The organism is Sorangium sp. KYC3313 (assembly GCF_052075895.1).
Lineage (GTDB): Bacteria > Myxococcota_A > Polyangia > Polyangiales > Polyangiaceae > Sorangium > Sorangium cellulosum_B.
This window is the reverse complement of the sequence record NZ_CP197255.1, coordinates 5,902,803-5,927,957: the sequence shown is the minus strand read 5'-3', so window position 1 is coordinate 5,927,957 and position 25,155 is coordinate 5,902,803. Positions and strand designations below refer to the sequence as shown.

Sequence of the window (25,155 nt, the reverse complement as noted above, 5' to 3'; positions counted from 1 at the left end):
ATGACGATGACGATGACGAGGAGGACGGTGGCGCCTGCAAGCGAGGCGCCGCCGCTCAGCCGCTCAGAGCTTCCAGAGCGCGCATCCCCAGTGGACGCCGGTCCCGAGCGCGAGCACCATGGCGAGTTGCCCTTTTTTCACCCTTCCGGCACGCATCTCCTCGTCGATGAGGATGGGCACGGTGGCGCCGCTCGTGTTGCCGAATCGATCGATGTTGCTCGGGAGCTTCTCGACGGGCACGCCGAGGTCCTTGCGAATGTGCTCGTTGATCCGGCCGTTCGCCTGGTGCGCCAGGAACACGTCGATCTGCTCGATCGCGAGGCCCTGAGAGGCGCAGAGCTCCCGCGCGGTCGCCGGGAGCTTGGTCACCGCGAACTTGAAGAGCTCGCGGCCATCCATGCGAGGGATGTGCAGGTCCTCGTCGAACGACGTCGGCTTCCAGTACGGGCGCGAGCGGAAGCCGCCGCCCGGCACGAAGAGGAGCTCGGCGAAGCGGCCATCGGAGCAGATCTTGTTGCCGCGCAGGCCCGCGTCGCGATCGGTCGCGCGGAGGACGAGCGCGCCCGACCCGTCCCCGAACAGGACGGCGAGGTTCCGGTGGCGGTCGGCGTGCGCCCGCGCCTCCGGCGTCGCGGATCGGCCATTCTTCGGGTCGAGCGCTCCCCAGTCCGCCCAGGGCATGAAGCCGGCGTGCGCCTCTGCGCCCACGAACAGGATGGTCTTGGCCGCCCCGGTCTGGATCAGCCCGTCGATCGTCTGGAGGCCGAACAGCATCGCGGCACACTGCTGCCGGATGTCGAGCGCGGGGACGCCTGGAATGCCCAGCTTCGCGCCGAGCAGCGCCCCGGAGCCGGGAAAAATATAGTCCGGCGTCATCGTGGCAAAGAGGATGTAATCGATCTCCGACGGCGCGATGCGCGCCGACGCGATCGCGCGCTTCGCCGCTTCGCACGCGAGATCGCTCACCCCCACGCCGTCCGGCGCGTAATGGCGCTGGCGGATACCGGAGCGCTGGTAGATCCACTCGTCGGAGGTCGTGATCACCCGCGCGAGGTCGTCGTTGGTGACAGGTTCTCCGGGCACGTAGTGGCCCGTCCCGATGATCTCAAATCCAATCTTTGTCACAGAGGTGCCTTACCCGAACCGCAGGCGCGCCGCGACCGGGAACCGCACACCCGCACACGACCTCGCGCGGCCGCCTCGCGCCGCAGCGCGGCGGCCGGTGATCATGCGCATGAGATCGCCGGGACGTTGCCCCCTGCTTGACGGAAACGCGCCGCCTCGATAGGCTGCCAGCCTTACTGGCGGCGTTGTACCCGCCCCCATCGTCGGCGGCCGCCGGGCGCCGCGGTCATCGTCGCCGCGCGCGCGCGGCCCAGCTGCAGATGGGGCAGCCGGTCATGTCGTGGCGCAGCGCCGGGCAGTGCTCGCGGCCGAAGTAGATGAGCTGCAGGTGGAGCTTGTTCCACTGCTCGGGTGGGAACGTGCGCTTCAGGTCGCGCTCCGTCTCGACGACGTCCCTTCCGGACGACAGTCCCCAGCGGAACGCGAGCCGGTGAATGTGGGTATCGACCGGGAAGGCGGGGTGGCCGAAGGCCTGTGCCATGACCACCGAGGCCGTCTTGTGACCGACCCCCGGTAGGGCCTCGAGGGCCTCGAACGAGGCGGGGACGACGCCGCCGTGCTCGGTCGCGATCCGCTCGCTCAGCGCCTTCAGGTGCCGCGCCTTGGTGGGCGCGAACCCGATCCTCCGGATGAGCTGGGCGATCTCCTCGGTGGGCACCGCCGCCATGGCCGCCGGCGTCCGGGCGCGCGCGAGGAGCGCCGGCATCACCGCGTTGACCATCTTGTCCGTCGTCTGGGCGCTGAGCATCACCGCGACGAGCAGCGAATACGGATCGTCGTGGGCCAGCGGAATGGGCGGGGCCGGGTACAATCGGTCGAGGATCTCGGCGATCCTCGCGGCTTTCTCGGCGCGCTTCACGGAGGCCAGGGCAGCCCGTAGAACGAGAGCAGATCGCCGAGGTCCTCATCGGAGAGGACCTCGCGGGAGAACGGCGGCATCTGCCCGCCGTAGCCGACGAACCCGCCGTGCCGGACCTTCTCGATGAAGACCAGCCGCCGGTCGGCCTCCGTGTACTCGCCGAGCGGGTGCTCCTCCAGCGTCTGGTCGGGCAGCGCCGGCGCCCGCGCCACGAGCCGGCCTTCCCCCGAATGGGCGCGCCCGTGACACGAGGCGCAGGCGCGCTCGTGGATGCGCCCGCCCGCGGCCGCGTCGCCGGCCGGGATCTGGCTCAGCTCGTAGACCGGCGTGAAGGGGACGGCCTCGGCCGCTCCTCCATCGCTGGGCAGCGACTCCAGGTAGGCATAGATGGCCTGCGCGGCGTCGTCGTCCGCCGTCCAGGGCAGGTCCTTCGTCATGAAGTAATAGAGGCAATGGTTGATCGCGCCGAGGAGCTCGACCTCTTGCCCGCCCCAGTAACGCGGGCGCTCGACGGCGCCGGCCAGCGGGGCGCCCGGGAGCATGGCGTCGCCCGCGTCGCCGGCGACAGCTTCATGGCACGTCGAGCAGGAATAGCGATTGAAGCGCGTCTCCGCGATCGACGGGTCCCGGAAGAGCGCCGCGCCGTGGTCGACGGCCGTCGCGTCGACGACCTTCGTCTCGGGATCGCCCGGACAGCCGCAGAGCAGCGCCGCGCACGCGAGCGCGGCCGCAAGGCTCGGGGGCGCCCTCACGGCGCCTCCGGCGCGACGCGCGCGAGCCCGTCGGGATAGAGGCCCACCTCCGTGTCGCTGAGCGTCTCCAGCGTCTCTGGATCGAGCCGGAGCACCCTGCCGGGCGTCGTGATCCGATCGCCCTCGCAGACGACGAAGAGCCCGTGCTCCTCGTCGAGCTGCGCGAGGTGCGGCCGCATGCATTCGTCGGCGATGTTCCGGGTGACGACGCCATCGTCGTCCGGGGTCACGCCGATCCGCACGATGGTGTCGGGCACCTGGGTCGGCACATAGATGGCGCTCCCGTCGGGGGTCCACGAGGGGAAGTAGGGCGCGCCGATCGTGAGGATCTTCCGGGAATCGTCGAACGTCTCCGACGCGACATCGAAGAAGCGCACGTCCCTGCTCTCCGTGCTGCTCACGGCGATGGTCTTCCCATCGGGCGACATGACGGCCGCGTAGGGTCCGTAGTTGTTGGCATGGGGCGACGGGCTGGAGGTAGACCCCACAGGCACGCGCTTCACCTCGGCGGAAGGGTCCGTCAGGTCGACGATCGCGAGCACGTCCTCGCCGTAACAAGCGACGTAGGCGCGGGCGCCGTCCGGGCGCGAGAGGGCGATGCCGTGGGCGGCCATGCAGACCGGGATGAACACCGGATCGGGCGATCCCGAGAGCAGGACCTCCTCGGGATCGATCACCGCGAGGGACGAGCGCGCCGCCTCGGCGTCGCCCGGGTTGCTGAGCACGCGTTTCAGATCGAAATGAGAGACGACCACGCGCTTGCCGTCCTCCGAGATCACGATATCGCCCGGGTTGGCCTCGACGCGCACCTGCCCGAGGATGCGCAGATCGTCGAGCGCGAGCTTCTGGACGTAGCCCGCCACCACGCTCCCGCCGTGCACCGCGTGGGGGCCGATCGCGCCGGCGACGTCAGGGTACGACAGCGCGACGTAGACGGCGCCGCCCGCGGCGTCCACGGCCACATGGTGAGGCCCGTCGATCGTCACGGGATCGCGGCCCACGGGGTGGACGCCGAACCGCTCCCCGGTCGCGAGCGAGACAAGAGAGATCGTATCGGAGAGGCTATCGCTCACCACGCCCATCCCGCCCTCCGGAATCGTGATCTCAGGGAGTCGGTCCGGATACGCGTCGCCCTCGTAGGCGCTGTAGCGGTATTCGATGATGGGCTCGGGCTCGCTGCAGCTCACCAGCATCGCCGCCGCGAGCGCGCAACCCAGGAATCGCGAAATGACCATAGATGACCTCGAGACGAGCGCCTCCGGCTCGGACGCGCCGCATCCTAGCAGCCGCCGGCGCGCCGGCCGCGGCTCCGCCCTACCATGGCTCGGCTCGCTCGTGCGCCTCGACATGATGCTCCGCGGCGCCGCGCTGCGCGACGTGGGGCGCACTACGCGCGTTCTGCGCTCTCTCTTCCTCGGTCGGCGCCGACCCCAACGGCAGCGCTACCGCCCGAGCGAACATTTCTTGATCGGGCGCTGTGGTGTTGTCATGTATGGAAGCGATGAGCCAGACACGAGCGGTGGGCATCGCAACATTCGAGCCCGGTCGGCGGTGGATCGCGCGAGCGCGCCCGGGTCGCCCCGCGGCGCGCTTCGTCCTTGCGTCCCTTGCGCTCGCGGCGTGTGCCGGGGAGGAGTCCGTCGCTCCGGCGCTGCTGCCTGCGCCGGTACCGCTGCCAGCGCTCCGCGACGCGCCGCCGCTGACGACCGCTCGCACCTGGGCGCCGCGCGCCGCGGTGGCCGATCCACCGGACAGGAACCCCGCTGTCCCGGCGGAGATCGAGCAGATGCTCGCGGAGGGCTACGGCGAGCTCGAGAGCGGGCCGGGGCAGCCGCTCGCCCCGGCGACGCTCGACGACACCCCTCCACCGCCGCGCGGCGCGCGGCCGACGCTCCTGACGAGGTTCGTCCACCTCGCCGACACCCAGCTCACAGACGACGAGTCGCCCGCTCGGCTGGCGATCTTCGACTCGCCCGGCGTGTTCGCGTCGGCGTTCCGCCCGCAGGAAGGGCACGAGTGCCGGATCCTCAACGCCGCCGTCCGCACGATCAACGCGCTCCATCGGAGCACGCCGATCGACTTCGTCCTGCTCGGCGGCGACAACGCCGACAGCGCGCAGACGAACGAGATCGCGTGGTTCTCGGCCATCCTCGACGGCGCCGAGCGCGTCGAGTGCGACTCGGGCGCTGACGACGACCCCGTGCCAGGCCCCGACAACGATCCCAAGGATCCGTTCTTCGCCGAGGGGCTGCTCGTGCCCTGGCGATGGGTGACCGGCAACCACGATGTCCTGCACCAGGGGAACTTCCCGGTGCACACGCGCGCCGAGCTCGCGACGGGGAGCTGGTCGGACGGCGGGACGCGCGACTGGTCTCTCCCCGGCGCTCCGGTGATCACGGGCGAGGTCGTCCCCGACCCGAGGAGAGCGCTGCTGAGCGGCCCCGAGCTGCTCGATCGGGTCGCGGCGACCGGCGACGGGCACGGGATCGGGCCCGACGAGCGCGCGTACGGCAAAGCGTTCTACGAGTTCGACATGAAGGACACCCCCCTTCGCGTCATCGTGCTCGATACGGCCGCCGAGACGGGCGGGCCGAACGGCGTGATCCTCCAGGACGACGTCGATCGGTTCATCCGCCCCGCGCTCGACCGCGCGAAGCGCGAGCGCAGGTGGGTCATCCTCACGTCCCACCACGCGTCGCGCTCGCTCGGGGACGGCTCCTTCGCCGCGACGGGCACCCCCGCCGTGCCCGGCGCGATCGACGTCGAGGCGTGGCAGTCGCTCGTCGGCGGCTACGACAACGTCCTGCTCCACCTCGCCGGACACACCCACGTGCACCGGGTGACCCGGGTCTCGCCAGCCGGCGGGCACGCGTACTGGGAGCTCGAGACCTCCGCGCTCGCCGACTACCCCCATCAGGTCCGCGTCATCGAGATCTGGGACGAGGACAACGGCTTCGTCGCCATCCGGGGCGCCGCCCTCGACTACGCCGTCGACGACGACCCGATCGCCGCCGAAGGGCGCCGCCGAGCCGTCGTGGACGTCACCTCCGGCTTCGGCGACGACGGCCGCGGAGAGCCCTCGTGGCGCAACGTCGAGCTCTCGATCGCGCGGCCTGACTGACGACCGCGCGGGCGGCCCCAGCCGTCGCTCATCCGCCGTCGCGCAGCGGCACCGTCTCCCGCAGCTCGATCGACAGCGGGGGTCCGCCCCCGCTGCGGATCGCGGCGGCCATCGTGTGCCGCGCCGAGGGCTGGTAGAGCGCGAACTGCCAGGCCGAGCGGTCGTCGCCGAGCCGCGGATCGAACGAGATGCCGATCGCCGGTCCGTCGTCCAGGTGGAACGAGAACTGGTCGAGCGGGATCGCGAGCCCCATCCCGCGCGCCTTGATGTACGACTCCTTGAGCGTCCAGTACTCGAAGAAGCGCGCGCGCTGCCTCTCCGGCGGCAGCGCGCGCAGCGCCCTCACCTCGCCCGGCGAGAAGAAGCGCTCGGCGATGTCCACCGCGCCGCTCGCGCGCTCGGTGTCCTCGACGTCGACGCCCACGTCGCGATCCAGCGCGACCAGGCAGGCGATCAGCCCCCGCGTGTTCGACAGGTTGAACCGGATCGGCGGCACCCCCGGAGGTCCGGCGATCTGCGGGCGGCCAAACTCGTTCCGGACGAACGACCACGCCTCGGGCGCGACGTCCGCGTACTTCGAGAGGACCGTGCGCACGAGGGCGCGGGTGAGCAGGTACTCGTGCCGGTTCTCGGCGAACAGGAAGCGCGCCTGCTGCGCCGCCTCGTCAGGCGCCATCAGCCGGTGGTACGCCTCGAGCAACGCCTCGTCGCGCGCCGAGTCGCAGAAGACGTACCAGAGGTGCGCGGCGCCGGGGCCGATCGTGAGCATCTACATCCCCGGCGGCGCCGCGCCTGCGGGGCCCGGCAGGATCTCCCGAAGGCAGCTGTCGGCGCTGCGCCCGATGGGCCGCTGGCGCGGGTATCCGAACGACACCTCCTCGAAACGAACACCGTCGATCCAGTCGGTGCGGGGGATGTGGAGGTGCCCTGACACGACCACCCGCGCGCGGAACCGCGTGTGCCAGTCGTGCGTGCGCCGCGTCCCGCACCAGATCGAGAAGCGCGGGATGTGCCGCAGCCGCACGAGCTCTTCGCGCAGCGGGAAGTGGTTGATGAGCACCGTGGGGCGCCCCTCGAGCGCGCCGAGGCGGGCCTCCGTCGCGGCGAGGCGGGCCCGGCACCACTCCGGCCGGCTCGCGTAGGGGGCCGGGTCGAGCAGCTCCTCGTCGCTGCAGAGCACGCCGCTCTCCATGGCCCACGCCACCGCGTCGCGCTCGGGCACGCCGTCCGACCGGAAGCTGTAGTCGTAGAGCAGGAACATCGGCGCCAGCACGTGCGGTCCGCCCTCGCCGTCCCAGAGCACGTAGGGGTCTTCCGGCGTGAGCACGCCGCGGCTCCGACACAGCTCGACCAGCCGCTCGTACCGGGCCTGGCCGCGCGGACCGCCGCGCTCACTCGGCATCGTATAGAGCTCGTGGTTCCCCGGCGCCCACACGAGCCGCTTGAACCGCGGACCCAGGGTCTCGAGGACGTAGAGGAGGTGCTGCTCCGTCTCCCCGAGATCACCGGCGAGGATGAGCCAGTCGCTCGGCCGCGGCGTCATGCGCTCGATGGCCCACCGGTTCTCCGCATACCCGACGTGGAGATCGCTGAGTGCGAAGAGCTTCATCCGAATACCGCGCCGCCGGGGGCCGGCCCGGCGAGCCGGCCGCCCCCACCCACACCACGGCCGACGACGGGCGTCCACTGCCGAGCGCCGCCGCCGGGCGCGGCGGCCCACGGTCAAGGCGACACCCCTCCCCCATTTTGGGCCCGGTTCCGCGGCTCCTGGCGCGCCGCATTAAACTAGGGCTCCAATCCCTGTGCCACCTGTGCTACGCGCGTGTGAAGTCAGCACCATGCCTCTGCCCCAACGACAAGGTCTTTACGATCCGGCTTTCGAACACGACGCATGCGGTCTCGGATTCGTCGCCACGCTCCGCCGTGAAGCGACGCACGAGGTCGTTTGCCAAGCGCTCGAGATCCTCGAAAATCTAACCCATCGCGGCGCCGCTGGCTGCGACCCCTGCACCGGCGATGGCGCGGGCGTCCTCCTCCAGATCCCGCACGAGCTGTACGCCACGTCCCTGGCCGCCCTTGGCATCGCGCTGCCCGCTCCCGGCGACTACGCCGTCGCGACGGCGTTCTTCTCCCAGCTCCCGTCGCGGCGCCGCCAGTGCGAGGCGATCCTCGAGGCCGCGGTCGTGCACCACGGACAGCGCGTCCTCGGCTGGCGCGACGTCCCCATCGACGACGCGGCGCTCGGCCCGATCGCGCGCGACTCGCGCCCCGCGATCCGCCAGCTGTTCATCGGCAGGGTCGCGCCTCGCCAGTCCTTCGAGCAGGTCCTCTATGCGATCCGCAAGCGCGCCGGCCGCGCCGCCAACGCCGACGACTTCTACATCACGTCGTGCTCGTCGCGGACGGTCGTCTACAAGGGCCTGATGCTCGCGGAGCAGGTCGCGGCGTTCTACCCCGATCTGTCCGACAAGCGCACCGTGTCGCGGCTCGCGATGGTGCACTCGCGCTTCTCCACGAACACCTTCCCCACGTGGGAGCGCGCGCACCCGTACCGGGTCATCGCGCACAACGGCGAGATCAACACCGTGCGCGGCAACACCGCGTGGATGTCGGCGCGCGAGGCGCTGCTGAAGAGCGATGTCTTCGCGAACGCGATCGAGGACTTCAAGCCGATCATCCGCCCGGGCGGCTCCGACTCGTCCGCGCTCGACAACGTGGTCGACTTCCTGCTCGCGAGCGGCCGCTCGCTGCCCCACGTGATGATGATGCTCGTGCCCGAGGCCTGGGCGCTCGACCCGGACATGTCGGCCGAGAAGAAGGCGTTCTACGAGTACCACGGCTGTCTGATCGAGCCGTGGGACGGCCCCGCGGCGCTGTGCTTCACGGACGGACGGCTGATCGGCGCGACGCTCGACCGGAACGGGCTGCGCCCCGCGAAGTACGTCGTGACGAGCGACGGGCTCGTCGTGCTCGCGAGCGAGTTCGGCGTCCTCGACATCGAGCCGGCGCGCGTGATCCAGAAGGGGCGCCTCCAGCCGGGCAAGATGTTCCTCGTCGACACGACCGAGGGTCGCGTCGTCAGCGACGACGAGATCAAGCGCCGCGTCGCGACGCAGAAGCCCTACGCGGCGTGGGTCGCCGAGAACAAGATCGATCTGCGCGCCCTCGAGGACGTGCCGAGCCTCTACACCATCCCGCACGCGGACCTCCGGGGCCTGCAGCAGGCGTTCGGCTACACCGAGGAGGACCTGCGGATGATCCTCGGGCCGATGGCGACCCTCGGCGAGGAGCCGGTGGGCTCGATGGGCATCGACATCCCGCTCGCCGTGCTCTCCGAGAAGCCCCAGCTGCTCTTCCGCTACTTCAAGCAGCTGTTCGCGCAGGTCACGAACCCGCCGATCGACCCGCTCCGCGAGGAGATCGTGATGTCGCTCGTGAGCTGCGTCGGCGGCGAGGGCAACCTCCTCGAGGAGACGCCCCGCCAGTGCCGGATGCTCGAGCTGCCGCACCCGATCCTCACGCAGGACGACCTGTCGAAGCTGCGGAAGAACGTCTTCCCCGACTTCCGCGCGGCCACGCTGCCCATGTACTTCCCGGTCGACGGCGACCCGGAGGACAACCTGCGCGCCGCGATCGCGAAGCTCTGCAAGGACGCGAGCCGCGCGATCGCCGACGGCGCGAGCATCCTCATCCTCAGCGACCGCGGCATCGACGAGACGCTCGCCCCCATCCCGAGCCTGCTCGCGGTGGGCGCCGTGCACCACCACCTCATCAACGAGGGGGCGCGCACGCGCGCGGGCATCATCGTCGAGACCGGCGAGGCGCGCGAGGTCGGCCACATGGCGCTGCTCATCGGCTACGGCGCCGGCGCGGTGAACCCGTACCTCGCGTTCGAGTCGATCGCGGCGATGTGCCGCGACAAGACCCTCGGCGCCGACCTCTCGCCGACCGCGGCGGGCTCGCGCTACGTGAAGGGGCTCAAGAAGGGCATCCTGAAGATCATGTCGAAGATGGGGATCAGCGCGCTCTCCAGCTACCAGGGCGCGCAGATCTTCGAGGCGATCGGCATCGATCAGCTCGTCATCGACGCGTACTTCACCGGCACGGCGTCGCGCGTCCGCGGCGTCGGGCTGCGCGAGATCGCGGAGGAGGCGCTCGCGCGCCACCACGCGGCGTACGGCGAGCGGGCGCGCGCGCACCTCGACGTCGGCGGCCACCACCACTTCCGCGTGTCCGGCGAGCGGCACCTCTGGACGCCGCAGTCGATCGCCTCGCTCCAGCGGGCGGTCCGCCTCGACGACGCGAAGAGCTACGCCGAGTACGCCTCCATCATCAACGAGCAGCAGGAGCACCCGATGTCGCTCCGCGGGCTGTGGGACTTCAGGCCCGCGGGCCCGCCGGTGCCGCTCGAGGAGGTCGAGCCCGCCGCCTCGATCGTGAAGCGCTTCGCCACGGGCGCCATGTCCTTCGGGAGCATCTCGAAGGAGGCGCACGAGACGCTCGCGATCGCGATGAACCGGATCGGCGCGCGGTCGAACACCGGCGAGGGCGGCGAGGACCCGGTGCGCTTCCTCCGGCTGCCGAACGGCGACTCGAAGCGGAGCGCGGTGAAGCAGGTCGCCTCGGCGCGGTTCGGCGTCACGGCCGAGTACCTCGTGAACGCCGACGAGCTGCAGATCAAGATGGCGCAGGGGGCCAAGCCCGGCGAGGGCGGCCAGCTCCCGGGCCACAAGGTCGACGCGGTGATCGCGAAGGTGCGCCACTCGACGCCCGGCGTGACGCTGATCTCGCCGCCTCCGCACCACGACATCTACTCGATCGAGGATCTCGCGCAGCTCATCTTCGACCTGAAGAACATCAACTCGAAGGCGCGCATCAGCGTGAAGCTCGTCGCCGAGGCGGGCGTCGGCACCATCGCCGCGGGCGTCGTGAAGGCGCACGCCGACGTGGTGCTGATCAGCGGCGACTCGGGCGGCACCGGCGCCTCCCCGCTCACGTCGATCCACCACGCGGGCGTCGCGTGGGAGCTCGGCCTCGCCGAGGCGCACCAGGTGCTCGTGATGAACGGGCTCCGCGGCCGCGCCATCGTGCAGACCGACGGCAAGCTGATGACGGGCCGCGACGTCGCGTTCGCCGCGCTGCTCGGCGCCGAGGAGTTCGGCTTCTCCACGGCGCCGCTGGTCGCGACCGGCTGCATCATGATGCGCAAGTGCCACCTCAACACCTGCCCGGTCGGCATCGCCACGCAGGACCCCGAGCTCCGCAAGAAATTCACGGGCGCGCCGGAGCACGTCATCAACTTCTTCTTCTACGTGGCCGAGGAGCTCCGGCAGATCATGGCGCGCCTGGGCTTCCGCACGCTGACCGAGATGGTCGGGCGCTCCGACTGCATCGTGCAGCGGAGCGCCGGGCTCCACCCGAAGGCGAGGAAGATCGACTGCTCCGAGGTGCTGTACCGCCCGAAGGAGGCGCTCACGAGCCCGACCCACTGCGTGGAGCTGCAGGACCACAAGCTCGACCGGGTGCTCGACCTCAAGCTCATCGAGAAGGCGCGCGCGACGATCGACGGCGGGGCTCCCGTCGTCATCGAGACCCGCGTCAAGAACTCGGATCGGACGCTCGGCGCGATGCTGAGCGGCGAGATCGCGCGCCGCCACGGCAGCGCCGGGCTCCCCGAGGACAGCATCGTGGTCAAGTGCGCCGGCAGCGCCGGCCAGAGCTTCGGCGCCTTCGCCTCGCGGGGCATGACGCTCGAGCTCGAGGGCGACGCGAACGACTACGTCGGCAAGGGCCTCTCGGGCGGCGTGGTCGCGGTGCGGCCGCCGCGCGAGGCGCCGTTCCGGCCGGACGATCAGGTCATCGTGGGCAACGTCGTGCTGTACGGCGCGACGGGCGGCCGCGCGTTCTTCAACGGCCGCGCGGGCGAGCGCTTCGCGGTCCGGAACAGCGGGGCCACCACCGTCGTCGAGGGCGTGGGCGACCACGGCTGCGAGTACATGACGGGCGGCACCGTGATCATCCTCGGCACCACCGGCCGCAACTTCGGGGCCGGCATGAGCGGCGGGCTCGCCTACGTCTTCGACGAGGACGCGCTCTTCGAGGCGCGCTGCAACAAGGAGATGGTGCAGCTCGAGACGATGACCACCGCCGACGCCGAGTCGGTGCGGGCGCTGCTCGAGGAGCACGTGCGGCGCACGGGCAGCCGGAAGGCGATCGAGCTGCTCGACTCCTGGCAGGCCGTCCTGTCGAAGTTCGTGAAGGTCGTCCCGAGCGAGTACCGCCGCGCCCTGGAGGCCGCGGCGTCGCCCGCGACGAACGGGGCGGACGGGTCCGACAGGCTCGTGTCTCTCCTTTCTCCTTCCACCCCCTATGTTTCCACTGGACGTTACATCCCCGCCAACGCGGGTCCCCTGAGCACGGGAGAGAGGTCGGCCGCCCATGGGTAAGGTACGAGGCTTCCTCGAGATCCAGCGGGTCGACATCAAGAAGCGGCCCGTCTCGGAGCGTTTGAACGACTGGCAGGAGTTCGAGCTCCCGGTCCCCGACGCCGAGCTGCGCGATCAGGCAGCGCGGTGCATGGACTGCGGCATCCCGTTCTGTCACGACGGGTGTCCGCTCGGGAACCTGATCCCCGACTGGAACGATCACATGTTCCGCGATCGCCTCCCGGAGGCGATCGCGTCGCTCGACGCGACGAACAACTTCCCCGAGTTCACCGGGCGCGTGTGCCCCGCGCCTTGCGAGGCGGGGTGCGTGCTGAACATCGAGGGCAAGCCGGTCACCATCAAGAACGTCGAGCGCGCGATCGCGGATCGCGCGTTCGACCGGAACCTGGTGGCGCCGGTCATCGCGAAGCAGCGCACGGGCAAGAAGGTCGCGGTGGTCGGCTCGGGGCCCGCCGGGCTCGCTGCTGCCCAGCAGCTCGCGCGCAAGGGCCACGACGTGACGCTCTTCGAGCGCGACGACCGCATCGGCGGCCTGCTCCGGTACGGCATCCCCGACTTCAAGATGGAGAAGCACCTCATCGACCGGCGCATGGAGCAGATGCAGGCCGAGGGGGTGACCTTCCGCACGGGCGTCCACTGCGGCGTCGACATCACCGGCGACGCCCTGCGCGAGCAGTACGACGCCGTCGTGCTGTGCGGCGGGGCGCGCCGGCCGCGCGACCTGCCGGTGCCCGGCCGGGAGCTGAAGGGCGTCCATTTCGCGATGGATTTCCTGACCCAGCAGAACAAGCGGGTCGCCGGCGACGTGATCCCCGACAGCGAGGCGATCTTCGCCACGGACAAGCGGGTGGTCGTCATCGGCGGCGGCGACACCGGCTCCGACTGCCTCGGCACGAGCCACCGCCACCGCGCGGCGCACGTGACGCAGCTCGAGCTCCTCCCCCGCCCCCCCGAGCAGCGCTCGCTGACGAACCCGTGGCCCGCGTGGCCGCTCATCCTCCGCACCTCGTCCTCGCACGAGGAGGGCGGCGAACGCGACTGGTCGGTGTCGACCACCGCGTTCCTCGGGGACGAGCACGGGCACGTCCGCGCGCTCCAGGCGACGCGGGTGAAGCTGGAAGGCGGGAAGTTCGTGCCGGTCCCGGGGAGCGAGTTCGAGATCCCGTGCGAGCTCGTCCTGCTCGCGATGGGCTTCGTCGGCTCCGAGCGCGAGGGGCTGCTCGAGCAGCTCGGCGTCGAGATGGACCAGCGCGGCAACGTGAAGGTCCACGGCGGGCGCACCAGCGTGGAGGGCGTCTTCGCCGCCGGCGACATGTCGCGCGGCCAGAGCCTCGTCGTCTGGGCCATCGCGGAGGGGCGCAAGGCCGCGGACGCGGTCGACGCGTACCTGATGCAGCCGGCGAAGCGCCGGCTGGCGCTCGCGGCGGGCTAGAGCTCGACCGTGCGAGCGCTGGTCTGGGACGGAACGGCCGCGCGCGTCATCGACCGCGACCCCCCCTCGACCACGGCCGGCATGGCCGTGGTCGAGGTGCGGTGCGCCGGGATCTGCAACACGGATCTCGAGATCATCCAAGGTTACATGGGCTTCCGCGGCACGCTCGGGCACGAGTTCGTCGGCGACGTCGTGGAGGGCCCGGCCGCCTGGCGCGGCCGCCGCGTGGTGGGCGAGATCAACTTCGCGTGCGGCCGCTGCGAGAGCTGCGCGCGCGGGCTGGGCAGGCACTGCCCGGCACGCACGGTCATGGGCATCGTCGGCGCCGACGGCGCGCTGGCGGAGCGCGTCGCGGTGCCCGTGGCGAACCTCCACGCCGTGGCCGACGGGGTCGACGACGAGGAGGCGGTGTTCGCGGAGCCGCTCGCGGCGGCGTTCGCGATCCTGGAGCAGGTGCGTGTGTCGCCGGGCGCGTCGGCGCTCGTGTTCGGCGACGGGAAGCTCGGCCTGCTCATCGCGCAGGTGCTCCACCAGGCCGGCGCCCGCGTCCTCGCGGTCGGCAAACACGAGGAGAAGCTCGCCCTGCTGCGCGCGCAGGGCATCGCGACCGAGCTCGTTCGCCCGGAGCCCTCGGGCCAGGCCGACGCCGGTGCCTCGCCGCCCCTGGGCGCCTGGGCCGGAGATCCGGCCGAGCTGGTGGTCGAGGCCACTGGCACCGCCGAGGGGTTCGTGAGGGCCGTCCGCGCGACCCGGCCCAGGGGCACGCTCGTGCTCAAGAGCACGGTGGCCGGGCTCTCCAGCGTCCACCTCGCGGAGCTCGTCATCAACGAGATCACCGTCGTCGGGTCGCGCTGCGGGCTGTTCGGGCCAGCGCTGCGCGCCCTCGAGGCCCGGACCGTCGATGTCCGCTCCCTCGTGTCGGCGCGGCTCCCGCTGGAGCGCGCCGCAGAGGCGCTGGCGGCCGCCGCCGCGCCCGGCGCCCTCAAGGTGCTCGTCACCCGCTGAGCTCGGCGAGCTCGCCGCTCGCCGGCTTTCGGCTGCTTGTCCGGGTCGCTTGCGGCCAGCGCGGCATGGTCGCCAGGCGCATTGCGTGAGAATTTCTCGCGGCTGGCCGGAATAGATCCTTCTAGGGGGACGCAGGCCGCGCCCCCTATCAGGAGCTGCGATGAGCGAGAAGGATAGCCCGCACCACGACGACCGCCGAGAGGACGCGCACAACGAGGCCCGGCAAGCCAGGGAGCGCTGGGAGCAGCAGCGGCTGCGGGAGCTCGACCTCGTCGGCATCGAAGAGGATGCGTCGACGTTTTGCCTTCATTGTCGCCGTGAGCTGCTGGGGCAGCTCGCGCGGGCCCAGGCGCGCGGCTCGGTGCTGTTCGAGCTCGTCAGGCGCGAAGGGCTGAGCCCTCTCCCCCTCCACCACCCCCGGTCCGCGGCCGAGGGCGGTCGCACGCCGGAGTACCGGCGCGACCTCCAGGAAATCGCAATGTACAAGCGCCGCGCCCTGTGGATCGCCCTCGCCTGCCTCGCGCTCGGCGCGCTGGCGCTCTGGGTGGCATTCGCCCTCCTGAGGCGCTGAGGGCGAGGTGCCGCTCGCGTCCGGAGGTGATCCGGACAGGGAAGCGGTTGTTGGAAGCGGTTGTTGGTAGAGAGGCGCAGATTCGTGCGTTATGGGCTCACCTGCGCTGTGCCGCGCTCCTAGCGGCGGAACAGGCCGGACATGAACCGCGATGGCGGCGGGAGCTGCCGCGGACGCCACGCCGACGCCGCCACGATGGACACGCCGTTGCGCATGAGCAGGAGCGCGGGCTCGTCGCTCCGGACGTCGAACCCCTGGCTCAGACGGAGCGCTCCGCGGACAAGCGACTCGTGCGGCGAGACGCGGAGCGGCTCGAAGCCGTTCATGCGGAGGCGGCGCTGCCAGGCGCCCCGGCGCTCGTGCCGCTCGACCCGCGCGGCCCCCTCGCCCACCACCACGTTCATCACCTCCTGCCCGAAGAAGACCTGCTCGATGGTCTCCCGCGCGGCGATGTGCGGCGGGAGCAGCGCCTCGAGCGCCTGGAATACCGCGTAGTAGTGGCCGATCGCCTCCGACAGCCGCGGGAGGAACTGGTGCGCGTTGTGCTCCACATCCGGCTCGACGAGCGTCAGCACACGCGGCGACAGCGCGCGGATCCTCGTGAGGATGGTGTCGCGGTTCGCGGTGGCGTGCACCGAGGCATCCGGCACGTGGTGCAATGCGAACGCCGCATTGACCGCGATGGGCGCCGTGGAGCGGGACGCGATACGGCTCCAGTCGACGCGCTCCACCGAGGACGCGACGCCGTGGAACTCGAAGGGGACCTTCAGGCGCTCCGCCCACCCCCCGATGAACGCGCCCGCCCAGCGCAGCCGCTGCTCGGGATCGGGGCCCCGGCACGGCAGATCGATGCCGGTCAGCCGGACCCGCGGCGGCCCGCCGGGCCGCGTCGCCAGCCGGTGTAGCAGGAATGGCCACTGCGTACCGCCGCCAACACCGATGTCGATGACGTGGATCTCCCCTTCGTCCTGGAACGCCTCGACGATGGCCGCGTTCGCGCTGAGGTAGCCGAACCGGATGAGCGGCGTCGCGTGCACGAGCAGCTGAAACGCCGCGAGCATGTCCCGCGGCCCAGCGCTGCGCAGGTACAGATTCCCGTCGCCGGAGCGATCTCCGTCCAGGCGGGCGAGCAGCGCCCGGCCAAACACGCCAGAGATGCGTTCGGACGCGTCCCCCGTATCGGGCTCGGCCCGCAGGATGCCCTCGAGGAGGGCCCTCGCGCGCTCGGTATCCCCCGCGTCGATCGCCTCGCCCGCCGCCAGGAGGCGGCTCAGGAACGGGCGGCGACGCGAGTGGGTTTGGCGGGTCCCCGAGCTCGGCTGCTGCCCTGGGCTGGACGCGGTCGAGCTGGTGGGCCCCTCGATGTGCGCTCGTAGGCTAAGAGGCGCCTCTTCGGCCGATACGTGTCTACGGATCGCGTTCATGGTGTCCAGGGCTGTTCAACCAGGCAGCCCGCCGTCCTGGCTGGGCTCTCCGCGGGCAGCCGATTTCAGGCGAGAACGCATGACGTCGACCACCTCGCAGGAGCCAGGGGTTTCAATGTTTGCAGATGTCGCTGAGGGAGAGCCCGACGGCGAGCAAGGGGCAGGCGTTCGGCGGCCGCGCGCCCGCGGCGAGGCCGCGAAGCGCGGCGCCCGCCCGTGACGCGACGGGGCTTGAGCTCGCAGGGAGACCCGACAGACAACTCTCTGTACATCGATGAAGCCGCCCGCCCGGTCAAGCCCAAGATCGTCATTGTGCGTCGCGCCCCCGTCCTCGTGTTCCGCGCGCCGTCCGAGCCTGTCTTTTGGCGACAGACGTAGGCACTCGTAGGCGTCCCGCGAGGCGCGCGAGATCGCGCCGCAGGCGGAAGCCCCGCCGGCCCCGGCGCGCGCGGATCTCGAGGAGCGCGGCCTCGATGACGCAGGCCGCGCGACGCGCAGGCCAGGGCACACTTCACCGGTGGTCTCTTCAGGGCGCATCGTGGGCTCCGACCTGGCGAGCGCGCGCCGGGCTCGTTGAATTGACCGTGGTCGTGACAGCACATCGCGGGGGACGGGGCTTACACACAACATTACAACCCGCATATTCAGCTCTGTAAAGTCCCTATACATGGGCGTTCGGTCGATCGAGCCCACGTTATACGTCGCCAGATGGAGGCAACCCTGCGACGATCGGGCGCTCCTTCGCCCGATAAACAGCGCCGCGACGGCCTTCAGGCCTTCGGAAGGCGCAGCGCGTTTGCTGGAGGTGATGTATGGAACGACCGCCCCCTCGGGCTCAGCAGCCTACGCCGGGAGCGACTTCGTCATCGCGACGCAGCCGGAAGACGAGCGCTCTCCAGCGACGCGGCGGCGCCATTGACGCACTCCTGCACCTGTGCATGCGACGGCGGGCGCCAGCGGTTCAGTCGTTATCGGACAGGTCGCTTCCCTCGGCGAAGTGGGAGCGATCGACGCCATTCTTCTCGAGCCAGCGTCGAATTCGATTCCTGTGCACTCCGAGCCTGATGGCCGCGCGAGACACATTGCCTCGCTCGAGGCGAAGCGCCTCGGCGATCTCGTCTTCGGGCGGCGCCTGTCCTGCGCGCGCCGGTCGAACATCGCTCGCCGCCGGCCGGGCCTGCGGCTCGATCGACTCGGGGCTCAGCCCGACGCCGGCGAGCGGATCCAGATCCTTGGCCTCGACCGTGCGCCGCCCCTCGTCGAGCGCGCGCGTCACGGCGCGCCGCGCCTCGCCGACGAACTCGCGCAGATTCCCGGGCCATCGGCGCATCGCGCACGCGATGATCATCGAATGATGGATCGTCGGCGGCGCGCTTTGAGCGGCCGCGCCGACCGCCTTTGCGCATTGCGCGAACAGCCACGGGATCTCCTCGGTCCGCTCGCGGAGGGGCGGGAGCCGGACCTCGGGCCGGCCGATACGGTAGTAGAGATCATCCCGGAAGCGGCCCTGGGCGACGCGGGCGCGGAGGTCGTGTGTCGCCGCGCAGATCCGGATCTGCACCGGGCGGGGCGCGACCGCGCCGAGCTCGAGGACCTGCCGGGTGTCGATCGTCCGCAGCAGCTTCGCCTGGACGGCCGCGTCGAGCTCCGCCACCTCGTCGAGGAAGAGCGTGCCTCCGTGGGCGGCCTGCACATAGCCGTCGGTGTCGTGCGTCGCGCCGGAGTAAGCGCCGCGCCTGGCGCCGAAGAGGAGCCGCTCCGCCAGGCCCTCCGGGATGGCCGCGCAGTTGACAGCGACGAACGGGCCGCGCGCCTGCGGCCCCGCCTCGTGGTAGGCGCGCGCCGCGAGCTCTTTGCCCGTGCCGCTCTCGCCCGTCACGAGGAGGCTGTCTCCCCCGGCCGCGGCGCGGAGGATCGTGTCGTAAATCAGCTGCAGCCTCGGCCCGAGGACGCTCTCCTTTTCGAGGCGCACGGCCCCGCGCGCGAAGCTCCGGATGTCGCTGAGCGCGAGGAACACCGACGTCCCCGCGCCGACGACCTGGATCGCGTCCCTCCGCACCTCGCCGCGGATCGGCTCGCCGTTGACCGACGTCCCGTTGGTGCTGCCGAGGTCCTCCACGGTCCAGGCGCCGCCGTCGTACGCGATGCGGGCGTGTCGCCGCGACATGAGCGAGTCGTCCATGAGCGGCACGCCGCCGACGCCTCCGCGACCCACCACCACGGAGCCACGATCCAGCGGGATGGGAGCGCAGCGCGGCTGATCCCCCGAGAAGATCAGGACGATGCCGGGGACAGGCTCGGCGACCGAGGGCTCCGGTGAAACCGAGACGCGGACGGTGGAGTGGTCCATCGGGCGCAATCTTACCCGTTGAAGAACCTGGCCGGCCAGTGGCCGGCCATCCCAACAGCCTGCGAAGGCTCTCCGGGCAGAACTCCCAGCAAATCCAGCTCGCCCCGTTCGCCAGGTTCGGCACAAGTTGTGCTTGTTCCCTCGGCATGGTGGCCTCCGCAAGAGCTCGCATCCATCGGGACCGGGGGTCTGCCCTCGAGGTGAACATGGGATCCGGCCGCAACATCGAGGAGGCGAGCCGCCGCTCGTCCCGGCGTCTGCACACATCCCGCACCCTGCCGAGCCTCCCCACCCACCCCGGTCTCCAGAGCATCAGCGGCCTCCGCGGCGCTCTCGAGTTCCTGGAGTGGCCGGCGTCCGAGTGGACGCCCAAGGACCTCCAGGACTGGTTCGTGGACCACCTCGTGACCCCGGGCCTGATGAAGCGCCCCCAGATCGTGCGCGAGCCCGGCGCGACGCCCGTCATGCTCGATCCCCGGGCCGACGGCGGCAGCAACCTCGAGGAGCTCATCCACAAGGCCCGCGGGCGCGTCATCACGGCCCTCCGGGGGCTGATCGCGCCCGTCGCCGACGATCGCTTCCTGAACGCGGCGATCTACGGGGGCAGGGTCCGCCGGGCGGCGGTCGGCGGCCGTCCCGTCTGGGTCGCCTCGCCGCGCGAGATCGACTTCCTCGGCGACATTGTGCTCAGCTTGCTCGCCGCCGACATCCTGCTCGACCGGGAGTTCTATCGCGCACACCTGTGCATCTGCGAGGTGTGCGGAAGGGTGTCATTCAAGGAGACCGCGGACGCGCGAGGCGTATGCAGCGAGCATCGCAGCAGTGTGTCCGGGTTTACGCCGCGGGTGCGCTGAGCGCCTGCGGCGGAGTCGTGACGCCAGAGACGATAAAGGCCGGCTGAAGAGCCGGCCTTCGTCATTACTCTCGCCACGGATCCGGTCCGCCCGCCGCATCCGCGATGGGCCGGCGCGGACGGCGCCGCGTCAGTTCGCGTCGAACGAGACCCAGGCGCCCGTCGCCCAGGTGTCCTCGGCCTTGAAGGCGCCGATGTACTTCGCCTCCGCGTCGAAGAAGCCGTCATCCGGCGGGGTCGCCGCGTTCTCGGTCAGCGTGGCCTCAGGCCGGAAGTCGGGCGTGGCGGCGAAGCAGTCGGCGAGCCCGGGATCCTCGGTGCTGTTGGTCGCCTCGCCCTCGAACCACGCGACCTCGTCCGTGCCAGCGTCGTCGTCGTCGTCGAGCTTCGACTCGGTCGCCGCCGCGGTGTCGGTCTCTTCGTAGGCGATGTTCGCCTCGATGTTGCCGAAGAAGATCGAGCTCGCGAGCTCGACCTCGGTGAGCTCGTTACGGAGATCCACCCCCGCCTCGAAGCCGGTCACGATGGTGTTGAAGATGTGGGCCTTCGTCGAGCGGCGGAGCAGCATGCCGTACTGCTGCTTGTCGACGTCCTTGTTCTTGCCGCACAGGGTCGCGTTGTAGATCGTCGGCTCGCTGAGGGGCGTGTTGGCCGACGAGTCGGCGTCGTTGTCGCCCTCGAAGCCGTTCGTCTCGTCGGCCACGGACGGGTCCTGCTGGAGCGCGAGGAACTGGAGCTTTCCGGTGTAGCCGAGATCCCAGTCGAAGCCGTCGTCGCCGTTCTGCGCGCAGATGAGGTGCTTCGCGTTGACGGTGCCGCCGAAGAACTCGAAACAATCGTCGAGCGTGTGGTGCACCATCACGTGATCGACGGTCGTCCCGGAGCCCACGCCGGCGAAGGTGAGGCCGTTGACCTCGTTGTCCTGAGAGAGGAGGATCCCGCTGAACTCGATGCGCACGTACTCGAGGACACCGCTGCTGTCCGCCGGCTTGTCGCCGCCGTACTCGGTGCCTTCGCCGGTGATGCCCTCGACGCTGGCCTTGCCGCCTTCGACGTTGACGGGCGCCTCGCCGAGCAGGATGACGCCGCCCCAGTCGCCGGCGGCGCGATCGCCCTTCTCGCCCTGGCTCGTGAAAACGATGGGCTTGCTCGCCGTGCCCTTGGCGTTGATCTTGGCGCCGGGCTTCACGACGAGCGTGGCGAGGCTCACCTTCTCGCCCATGATCTTCGTGCCGGGCTCGATGGTCAGGGTCGCGCCGCGCTCGACGAAGAGGATCCCCTTCATGAGGTAGCACTTGTCGGCGGTCCACTTCGTGCTGGCGGTGATCGCCTCGCTGACCTCTACCGGAGAGGAGCAATCGGCGCTGACGTCGCCGCCACCACCACCACCACCACCACCGCCGCCGCCGTCGCCGCCACCGCCACCGTCACCGCCGCTGGCGGAGCTGCTCGCGGACGAGGTGCTGGTCGAGGACGGGGAGATCGAGTCGTCATCGCCGCACGCAGCCAACGCCGCGACGGACAGCGCCGAGGCGCAAATCAAGGCCAATTTGAATGTACGCAATTTATTCTACCTCCTGCCCCAACATGGCGCATGTAGGAAAACTCGGGACGAGCGCCGCGTGACGATTGCATGGCAGGTGCTCAGTAGCTGAACGCCGCGCTCAACGTCACAGTCGTTCCAACGCTGTGCTGGCTGATGATCTTGTCCTCATCATCCGCTTTCCCCTGGGTGACGCGGACGGGCGCATCGATGAGGTTCTCACCGGCCAGCTTCAGCTCGACGTGCTCGCCGAGGCGCTGGGCCACGGTCAGATCGATGTGGTGCCGCGGCTGCTCGTACTCGTCCTCCAGCCCTCTGGCGCCCACCCGCTTGAGCCGGGCGCCGAACACGTTGTAGAGGAGCCGGGCGCTCGTGCCGGTCGACTCTCTGGCATAGTCGAGTCCCAGGTTGACGACGAAGGGAGATTGTCCCTGGAGCGGGTGCGTCGGGTTGCTCTGGATGGTGACCCCTCCCGCGGTGTTCTCTGGATCGACCGTCACCTCCGACCGCACGAACGTGAGGTTTCCAAGCGCCGTGACCTCCTTCAGGAGCGGGGTGATGAAGCCCAGGCCCTTCCTGACCTCGAGCTCGACCCCGGCGACATGACCGGCGTCTCCGTTCACGTAGCTGAGCCTGCCTCTGCCGCCGTTCGGGAAGATGATCTCCTCGATCGGATCCTGGAAGTGCTTATAAAAGACGCTGACCGCGACCACCTCGCCGGCCGTCGGGAAGAGCTCGAAGCGGAGATCGGCGTTCACGATGCTCGTCCGCCCGAGGTCGGGATTGCCTTGCGCCTCTCTCCCGCTGTATCCCTCCTGGTACAAAGTCGGGCTGAGCTCGCGAAGCTGGGGTCGAGCCACCGTCTTGGACACGCCGAGCCTGACATTCGAGATCGAGCTCGCCTTGACGATGACGTTGGCCGCAGGCAGGAGATCGACCTTGTCACTCTCGGTCTTGATCTCGGGGTTCGCCGAGGAGTACCTGTCGAACGCCCTCAGCGACAGCGTGGAGGCCTCGATCCGGGCGCCGAGCACCGCGCGGAGCCATCGTGTGATGGCGGCGTCGGTCATCACGTAGCCTGCGTAGAGATCGCCGTTCGCCGTGTAGGAGTCGGTCTCGCGCGTGATCTCCTCCAGCTCGAGCGCCGCGCCGATGTTGTCATCGGAGAACAGCTGGCCCGGCTCCTGGCGCAGGATCGTCGGATCCGAGCCCGGGCGCTGCTTGAACCGAAACCGGCGCACGTTGAACTCGCGCTCTCGAAGGTTGAACAGACCGCCCAACTTCAGCCGGGTCGGAGCGTCCCCACGGACGAGAGGCTGGGTATAGGAGAGCTGCCCGCCGTAGTTCGTGTCGGTCATGTCGCTGAAGAAATGGGCGCCGCTCAGCGTGCCCTCGTCCCACGCGTAGGCTCCGCTCGTGTCGTCCCTGATGTAGACGGTCTCCCTCGTATCGGGCTCGTCCGAGGACGCGTGGGAGATGGACGCCTTCCAGTCGACGCTACCGCCGTCCAGCGCACCGAAGCGATGCTCTCCCTGGAGCTGACCCAACGAGAGGGCGCGCGAGATGAACCGCTGCTGGGTGTCGCGAAACGCGCTGCTGCCGTCTGCAGGGTTCCCGTTGATCTCGCTGGCCAGGTCCTCCGACGAGCGGCTGTGGAGTCCGGTGATCGTCACCTTGTGGTTCTGGTCCGGGTTGTAGGTGACGCTGGCGAAGGTGCCCCAGGACACCTGATCACGGATGCTTCCGGTGCTGGTATCGCTCTTGCGCACGGGCTCGCCGCTCACAGGATCGGGCTCGAAGGTGCTGGCGCGCTCTTTGGCGCGCGGACCGAACTTCCGGCCATAGCTCAGGGTGGCGATGTAACCGAGGCGCTGCTCGCCGCCGAGCTTCAGGGTGTCGCCGACGACCACGCTGCCGCTCCCGTTCGGCGGGGTGAACGACCGTGTCGTCGCCATTGACGAGTTGATCGCCCGCCCATAGGCCGTCATCTCGTCCCTCGTGATGGTGCCGCCGCCGGGCTTGGGGCCGAGCCGCACCACCTTGTAGTCGGGGATCTCGCCGGGAAGCGCGCGCGCGCCGCCGTCGATCCCGAGCCAGTCGGTGCCCGAGCCGGCGTAGCTCAGGCGATCCCGGAACGTCGCCTGGCTGTTCAACCCGAGCGACAGGGACGCCTGGAAGAGGAATTGGGTCGGGAGCTCGCGCGTGTTGACCTGGACCGAGCCGCCCGCGAAGTCGCCGGGAAGATCGGGCGTGAACGTCTTGACGACGGTGATGTCGCTGAGGACCAGCGACGGAAAGAGGTCCAGCGGGACGGCCTGCCGGTCGGGCTCGGGGCTCGGCAGCGGGGCGCCGTTGAGGAGCGCGTTCGTGTAGCGCTCGCCCAGGCCGCGGACGTAGACGTACCTGCTGTCCACCACGGTCGCGCCGACGATGCGCTTCGCGGCCTCGGCGGCGTTGCGATCGGGTGTCTTCGCGATCTCCTTCGCGCCGACCGCGTCGCCCACGTGGGCCGCGTTCTTCCGGATGAGCAGCTGCGCCGCGACGCTCGCCCGCTCCGGCTCGAACTCGACCTCGATGACCTCCTCGGTCTGCTGATCGGGATCGAGGCCGACATCGACCTGGACCACCTGCCCGGCGGTCACACGTACGTCCTGCACGCGCTGCGGCTTGTACGCCTCGTACCAGACCCGCAGCTGATGGATGCCCGGCGGGAGCTCCAGGCGATACCGCCCGTCGAGGTCGGCGATCGCCTTGAGCTTCGTCCCCACGACGGAGACCTGGGCGTCGAGCAAGGGCTCTTTCGTGGCGGTGTCCGTGACGACGCCCCACACGACGCCTTTCCCCTCGGGCGGCGGGCGCGACGGGCTCGGCTCGTCGAGCCCCCCGACGTCCTCCGCCGCAGGGCCGCCGGCCTGAGGCGCCGCGCCGTCCGGCTGCGGCGCAGCGGCTCCTGGGTCGCCCTGCGCGAAGGCCGTGGCCCCCAAGCAAAGCGGTGTCACCAGCGCTGCGACTACCCCCGAGATCCTTCTGCGACTCATGCACCTGTCCCTCCGCGCGCTCCGAGCCCGGGCGCGACTCTCGATTCGATGGCCGGGCGCACGCGCGCCCGTCTGATGAGGAGAGCGGAGGGCCAACTCGCGCCCTCTCCCGCGCACCCCGCCGCACTCGCGCGCTCGAGCGACGCGGCGGCGGCTCCCGCGCGCCTCGACTTCACCTCATCGGGCCTCTGCCCTGGCTCAGCGCGCGGGCTTCTCCGTCAAGACGGCGATCGTCTTGGCCCCGCCCATGCGCGCGGCGTCCATGGCCTCCACGGCGACCGCGTAGACGGCCTCGTCATCCGCGTCGAAGTAAAGAACGTTGTCCGAGCGCGCCGCGAAGATGCGCGCGAGCCGCTCCTTCAGCTCGCCACGCTGCACCTCGGCCTGGTTGATGCGGAGGACGCCGCGCTGATCCACCGTGAGCACCACGGGCTTGTCGGCGTCGACGGGAGGCGGCGCGAGCTTCGCGGTGTCGTCCTTCTTGGGCAGATTCAGCCAGAACTGCTTGGCGAGCAGCGGCGTCACGACCATGAAGATGATGAGGAGCACGAGCACCACGTCGACGAGCGGCGTCACGTTCATGCTCGGCGCGACGCCGCCCTTCTTGCCCCGGCCCTGCGGAACGCTCATCCCCAC

Annotated in this window: 18 protein-coding genes; 7 read left to right on the top strand and 11 right to left on the bottom strand. The window is 70.4% G+C overall.

What is annotated here, in order from left to right:
* Positions 1–63: 63 nt before the first annotated feature.
* From ACSRUE_RS23085 to ACSRUE_RS23070, 4 genes are all read right to left on the bottom strand, one after another.
* Positions 64–1,125: a 3-oxoacyl-ACP synthase III family protein gene (locus ACSRUE_RS23085; protein WP_441292891.1), complete on the bottom strand. Its 1,062-nt coding sequence runs from the start codon at positions 1,123–1,125 to the stop codon at positions 64–66.
* Between the two features lie 226 nt (positions 1,126–1,351).
* A complete protein-coding gene (locus ACSRUE_RS23080; protein WP_441292890.1) occupies positions 1,352–1,984 on the bottom strand; it encodes an endonuclease III domain-containing protein in 633 nt (210 codons plus the stop codon).
* Positions 1,981–2,736, bottom strand: coding sequence for a c-type cytochrome (locus tag ACSRUE_RS23075; RefSeq protein ID WP_441292889.1), 756 nt, complete (start codon positions 2,734–2,736; stop codon positions 1,981–1,983). Before ACSRUE_RS23075 ends, ACSRUE_RS23080 begins: the two co-directional genes overlap by 4 nt.
* Positions 2,733–3,971, bottom strand: coding sequence for a YncE family protein (locus tag ACSRUE_RS23070; protein ID WP_441292888.1), 1,239 nt, complete (start codon positions 3,969–3,971; stop codon positions 2,733–2,735). Before ACSRUE_RS23070 ends, ACSRUE_RS23075 begins: the two co-directional genes overlap by 4 nt.
* A gap of 266 nt (positions 3,972–4,237) precedes the next feature.
* Between ACSRUE_RS23070 and ACSRUE_RS23065 the strand changes: the two genes are divergently transcribed.
* On the top strand, positions 4,238–5,857 hold the full coding sequence (locus tag ACSRUE_RS23065) for a metallophosphoesterase (protein WP_441292887.1): 1,620 nt from the start codon (positions 4,238–4,240) through the stop codon (positions 5,855–5,857).
* A 28-nt stretch (positions 5,858–5,885) separates the two neighbouring features.
* On the opposite strand, the gene ACSRUE_RS23060 is transcribed toward ACSRUE_RS23065, so the two are convergent.
* Complete coding sequence (locus tag ACSRUE_RS23060) at positions 5,886–6,626, bottom strand: 4'-phosphopantetheinyl transferase family protein (protein ID WP_441292886.1); 741 nt, start codon at positions 6,624–6,626, stop codon at positions 5,886–5,888.
* A complete protein-coding gene (locus ACSRUE_RS23055; RefSeq protein WP_441292885.1) occupies positions 6,627–7,466 on the bottom strand; it encodes a metallophosphoesterase family protein in 840 nt (279 codons plus the stop codon). It lies immediately after the preceding gene.
* A gap of 229 nt (positions 7,467–7,695) precedes the next feature.
* On the opposite strand from ACSRUE_RS23055, the gene gltB reads away from it, so the two are divergent.
* The 4 genes from gltB to ACSRUE_RS23035 all read left to right on the top strand — a co-directional run bounded on the left by gltB (position 7,696) and on the right by ACSRUE_RS23035 (position 15,311).
* Positions 7,696–12,303, top strand: coding sequence for a glutamate synthase large subunit (gltB, locus tag ACSRUE_RS23050; protein ID WP_441292884.1), 4,608 nt, complete (start codon positions 7,696–7,698; stop codon positions 12,301–12,303).
* On the top strand, positions 12,296–13,735 hold the full coding sequence (locus ACSRUE_RS23045; protein ID WP_441292883.1) for a glutamate synthase subunit beta: 1,440 nt from the start codon (positions 12,296–12,298) through the stop codon (positions 13,733–13,735). Before gltB ends, ACSRUE_RS23045 begins: the two co-directional genes overlap by 8 nt.
* Before the next feature lie 9 nt (positions 13,736–13,744).
* Positions 13,745–14,740 carry an MDR/zinc-dependent alcohol dehydrogenase-like family protein gene (locus ACSRUE_RS23040; protein WP_441292882.1) on the top strand — a complete coding sequence of 332 codons (996 nt, stop codon included), beginning with the start codon at positions 13,745–13,747 and terminating at the stop codon, positions 14,738–14,740.
* A gap of 160 nt (positions 14,741–14,900) precedes the next feature.
* A complete protein-coding gene (locus ACSRUE_RS23035; protein WP_441292881.1) occupies positions 14,901–15,311 on the top strand; it encodes a hypothetical protein in 411 nt (136 codons plus the stop codon).
* Between the two features lie 119 nt (positions 15,312–15,430).
* On the opposite strand, the gene ACSRUE_RS23030 is transcribed toward ACSRUE_RS23035, so the two are convergent.
* Positions 15,431–16,735: a GRAS family protein gene (locus ACSRUE_RS23030; protein ID WP_437766350.1), complete on the bottom strand. Its 1,305-nt coding sequence runs from the start codon at positions 16,733–16,735 to the stop codon at positions 15,431–15,433.
* 961 nt (positions 16,736–17,696) lie between these two features.
* Complete coding sequence (locus ACSRUE_RS23025) at positions 17,697–19,085, bottom strand: sigma 54-interacting transcriptional regulator (protein ID WP_441292880.1); 1,389 nt, start codon at positions 19,083–19,085, stop codon at positions 17,697–17,699.
* Positions 19,086–19,291: 206 nt separating this feature from the next.
* Here ACSRUE_RS23025 and ACSRUE_RS23020 point away from each other — a divergent pair, with 206 nt between their 5' ends.
* Positions 19,292–19,939, top strand: coding sequence for a hypothetical protein (locus ACSRUE_RS23020; protein ID WP_437707773.1), 648 nt, complete (start codon positions 19,292–19,294; stop codon positions 19,937–19,939).
* Positions 19,940–20,068: 129 nt separating this feature from the next.
* Here the strand turns inward: ACSRUE_RS23020 and ACSRUE_RS23015 are convergent, their stop codons facing one another.
* A complete protein-coding gene (locus ACSRUE_RS23015) occupies positions 20,069–21,223 on the bottom strand; it encodes a T9SS C-terminal target domain-containing protein (RefSeq protein WP_441292879.1) in 1,155 nt (384 codons plus the stop codon).
* Positions 21,224–21,233: 10 nt separating this feature from the next.
* On the opposite strand from ACSRUE_RS23015, the gene ACSRUE_RS23010 reads away from it, so the two are divergent.
* Positions 21,234–21,593: a hypothetical protein gene (locus ACSRUE_RS23010; RefSeq protein WP_441292878.1), complete on the top strand. Its 360-nt coding sequence runs from the start codon at positions 21,234–21,236 to the stop codon at positions 21,591–21,593.
* Here the strand turns inward: ACSRUE_RS23010 and ACSRUE_RS23005 are convergent.
* Positions 21,583–24,465: a carboxypeptidase regulatory-like domain-containing protein gene (locus tag ACSRUE_RS23005; protein ID WP_441292877.1), complete on the bottom strand. Its 2,883-nt coding sequence runs from the start codon at positions 24,463–24,465 to the stop codon at positions 21,583–21,585. The two genes, ACSRUE_RS23010 and ACSRUE_RS23005, sit on opposite strands and share 11 nt — an antisense overlap.
* Before the next feature lie 252 nt (positions 24,466–24,717).
* Positions 24,718–25,149 carry an ExbD/TolR family protein gene (locus tag ACSRUE_RS23000; RefSeq protein WP_441292876.1) on the bottom strand — a complete coding sequence of 144 codons (432 nt, stop codon included), beginning with the start codon at positions 25,147–25,149 and terminating at the stop codon, positions 24,718–24,720.
* Positions 25,150–25,155: the final 6 nt, after the last annotated feature.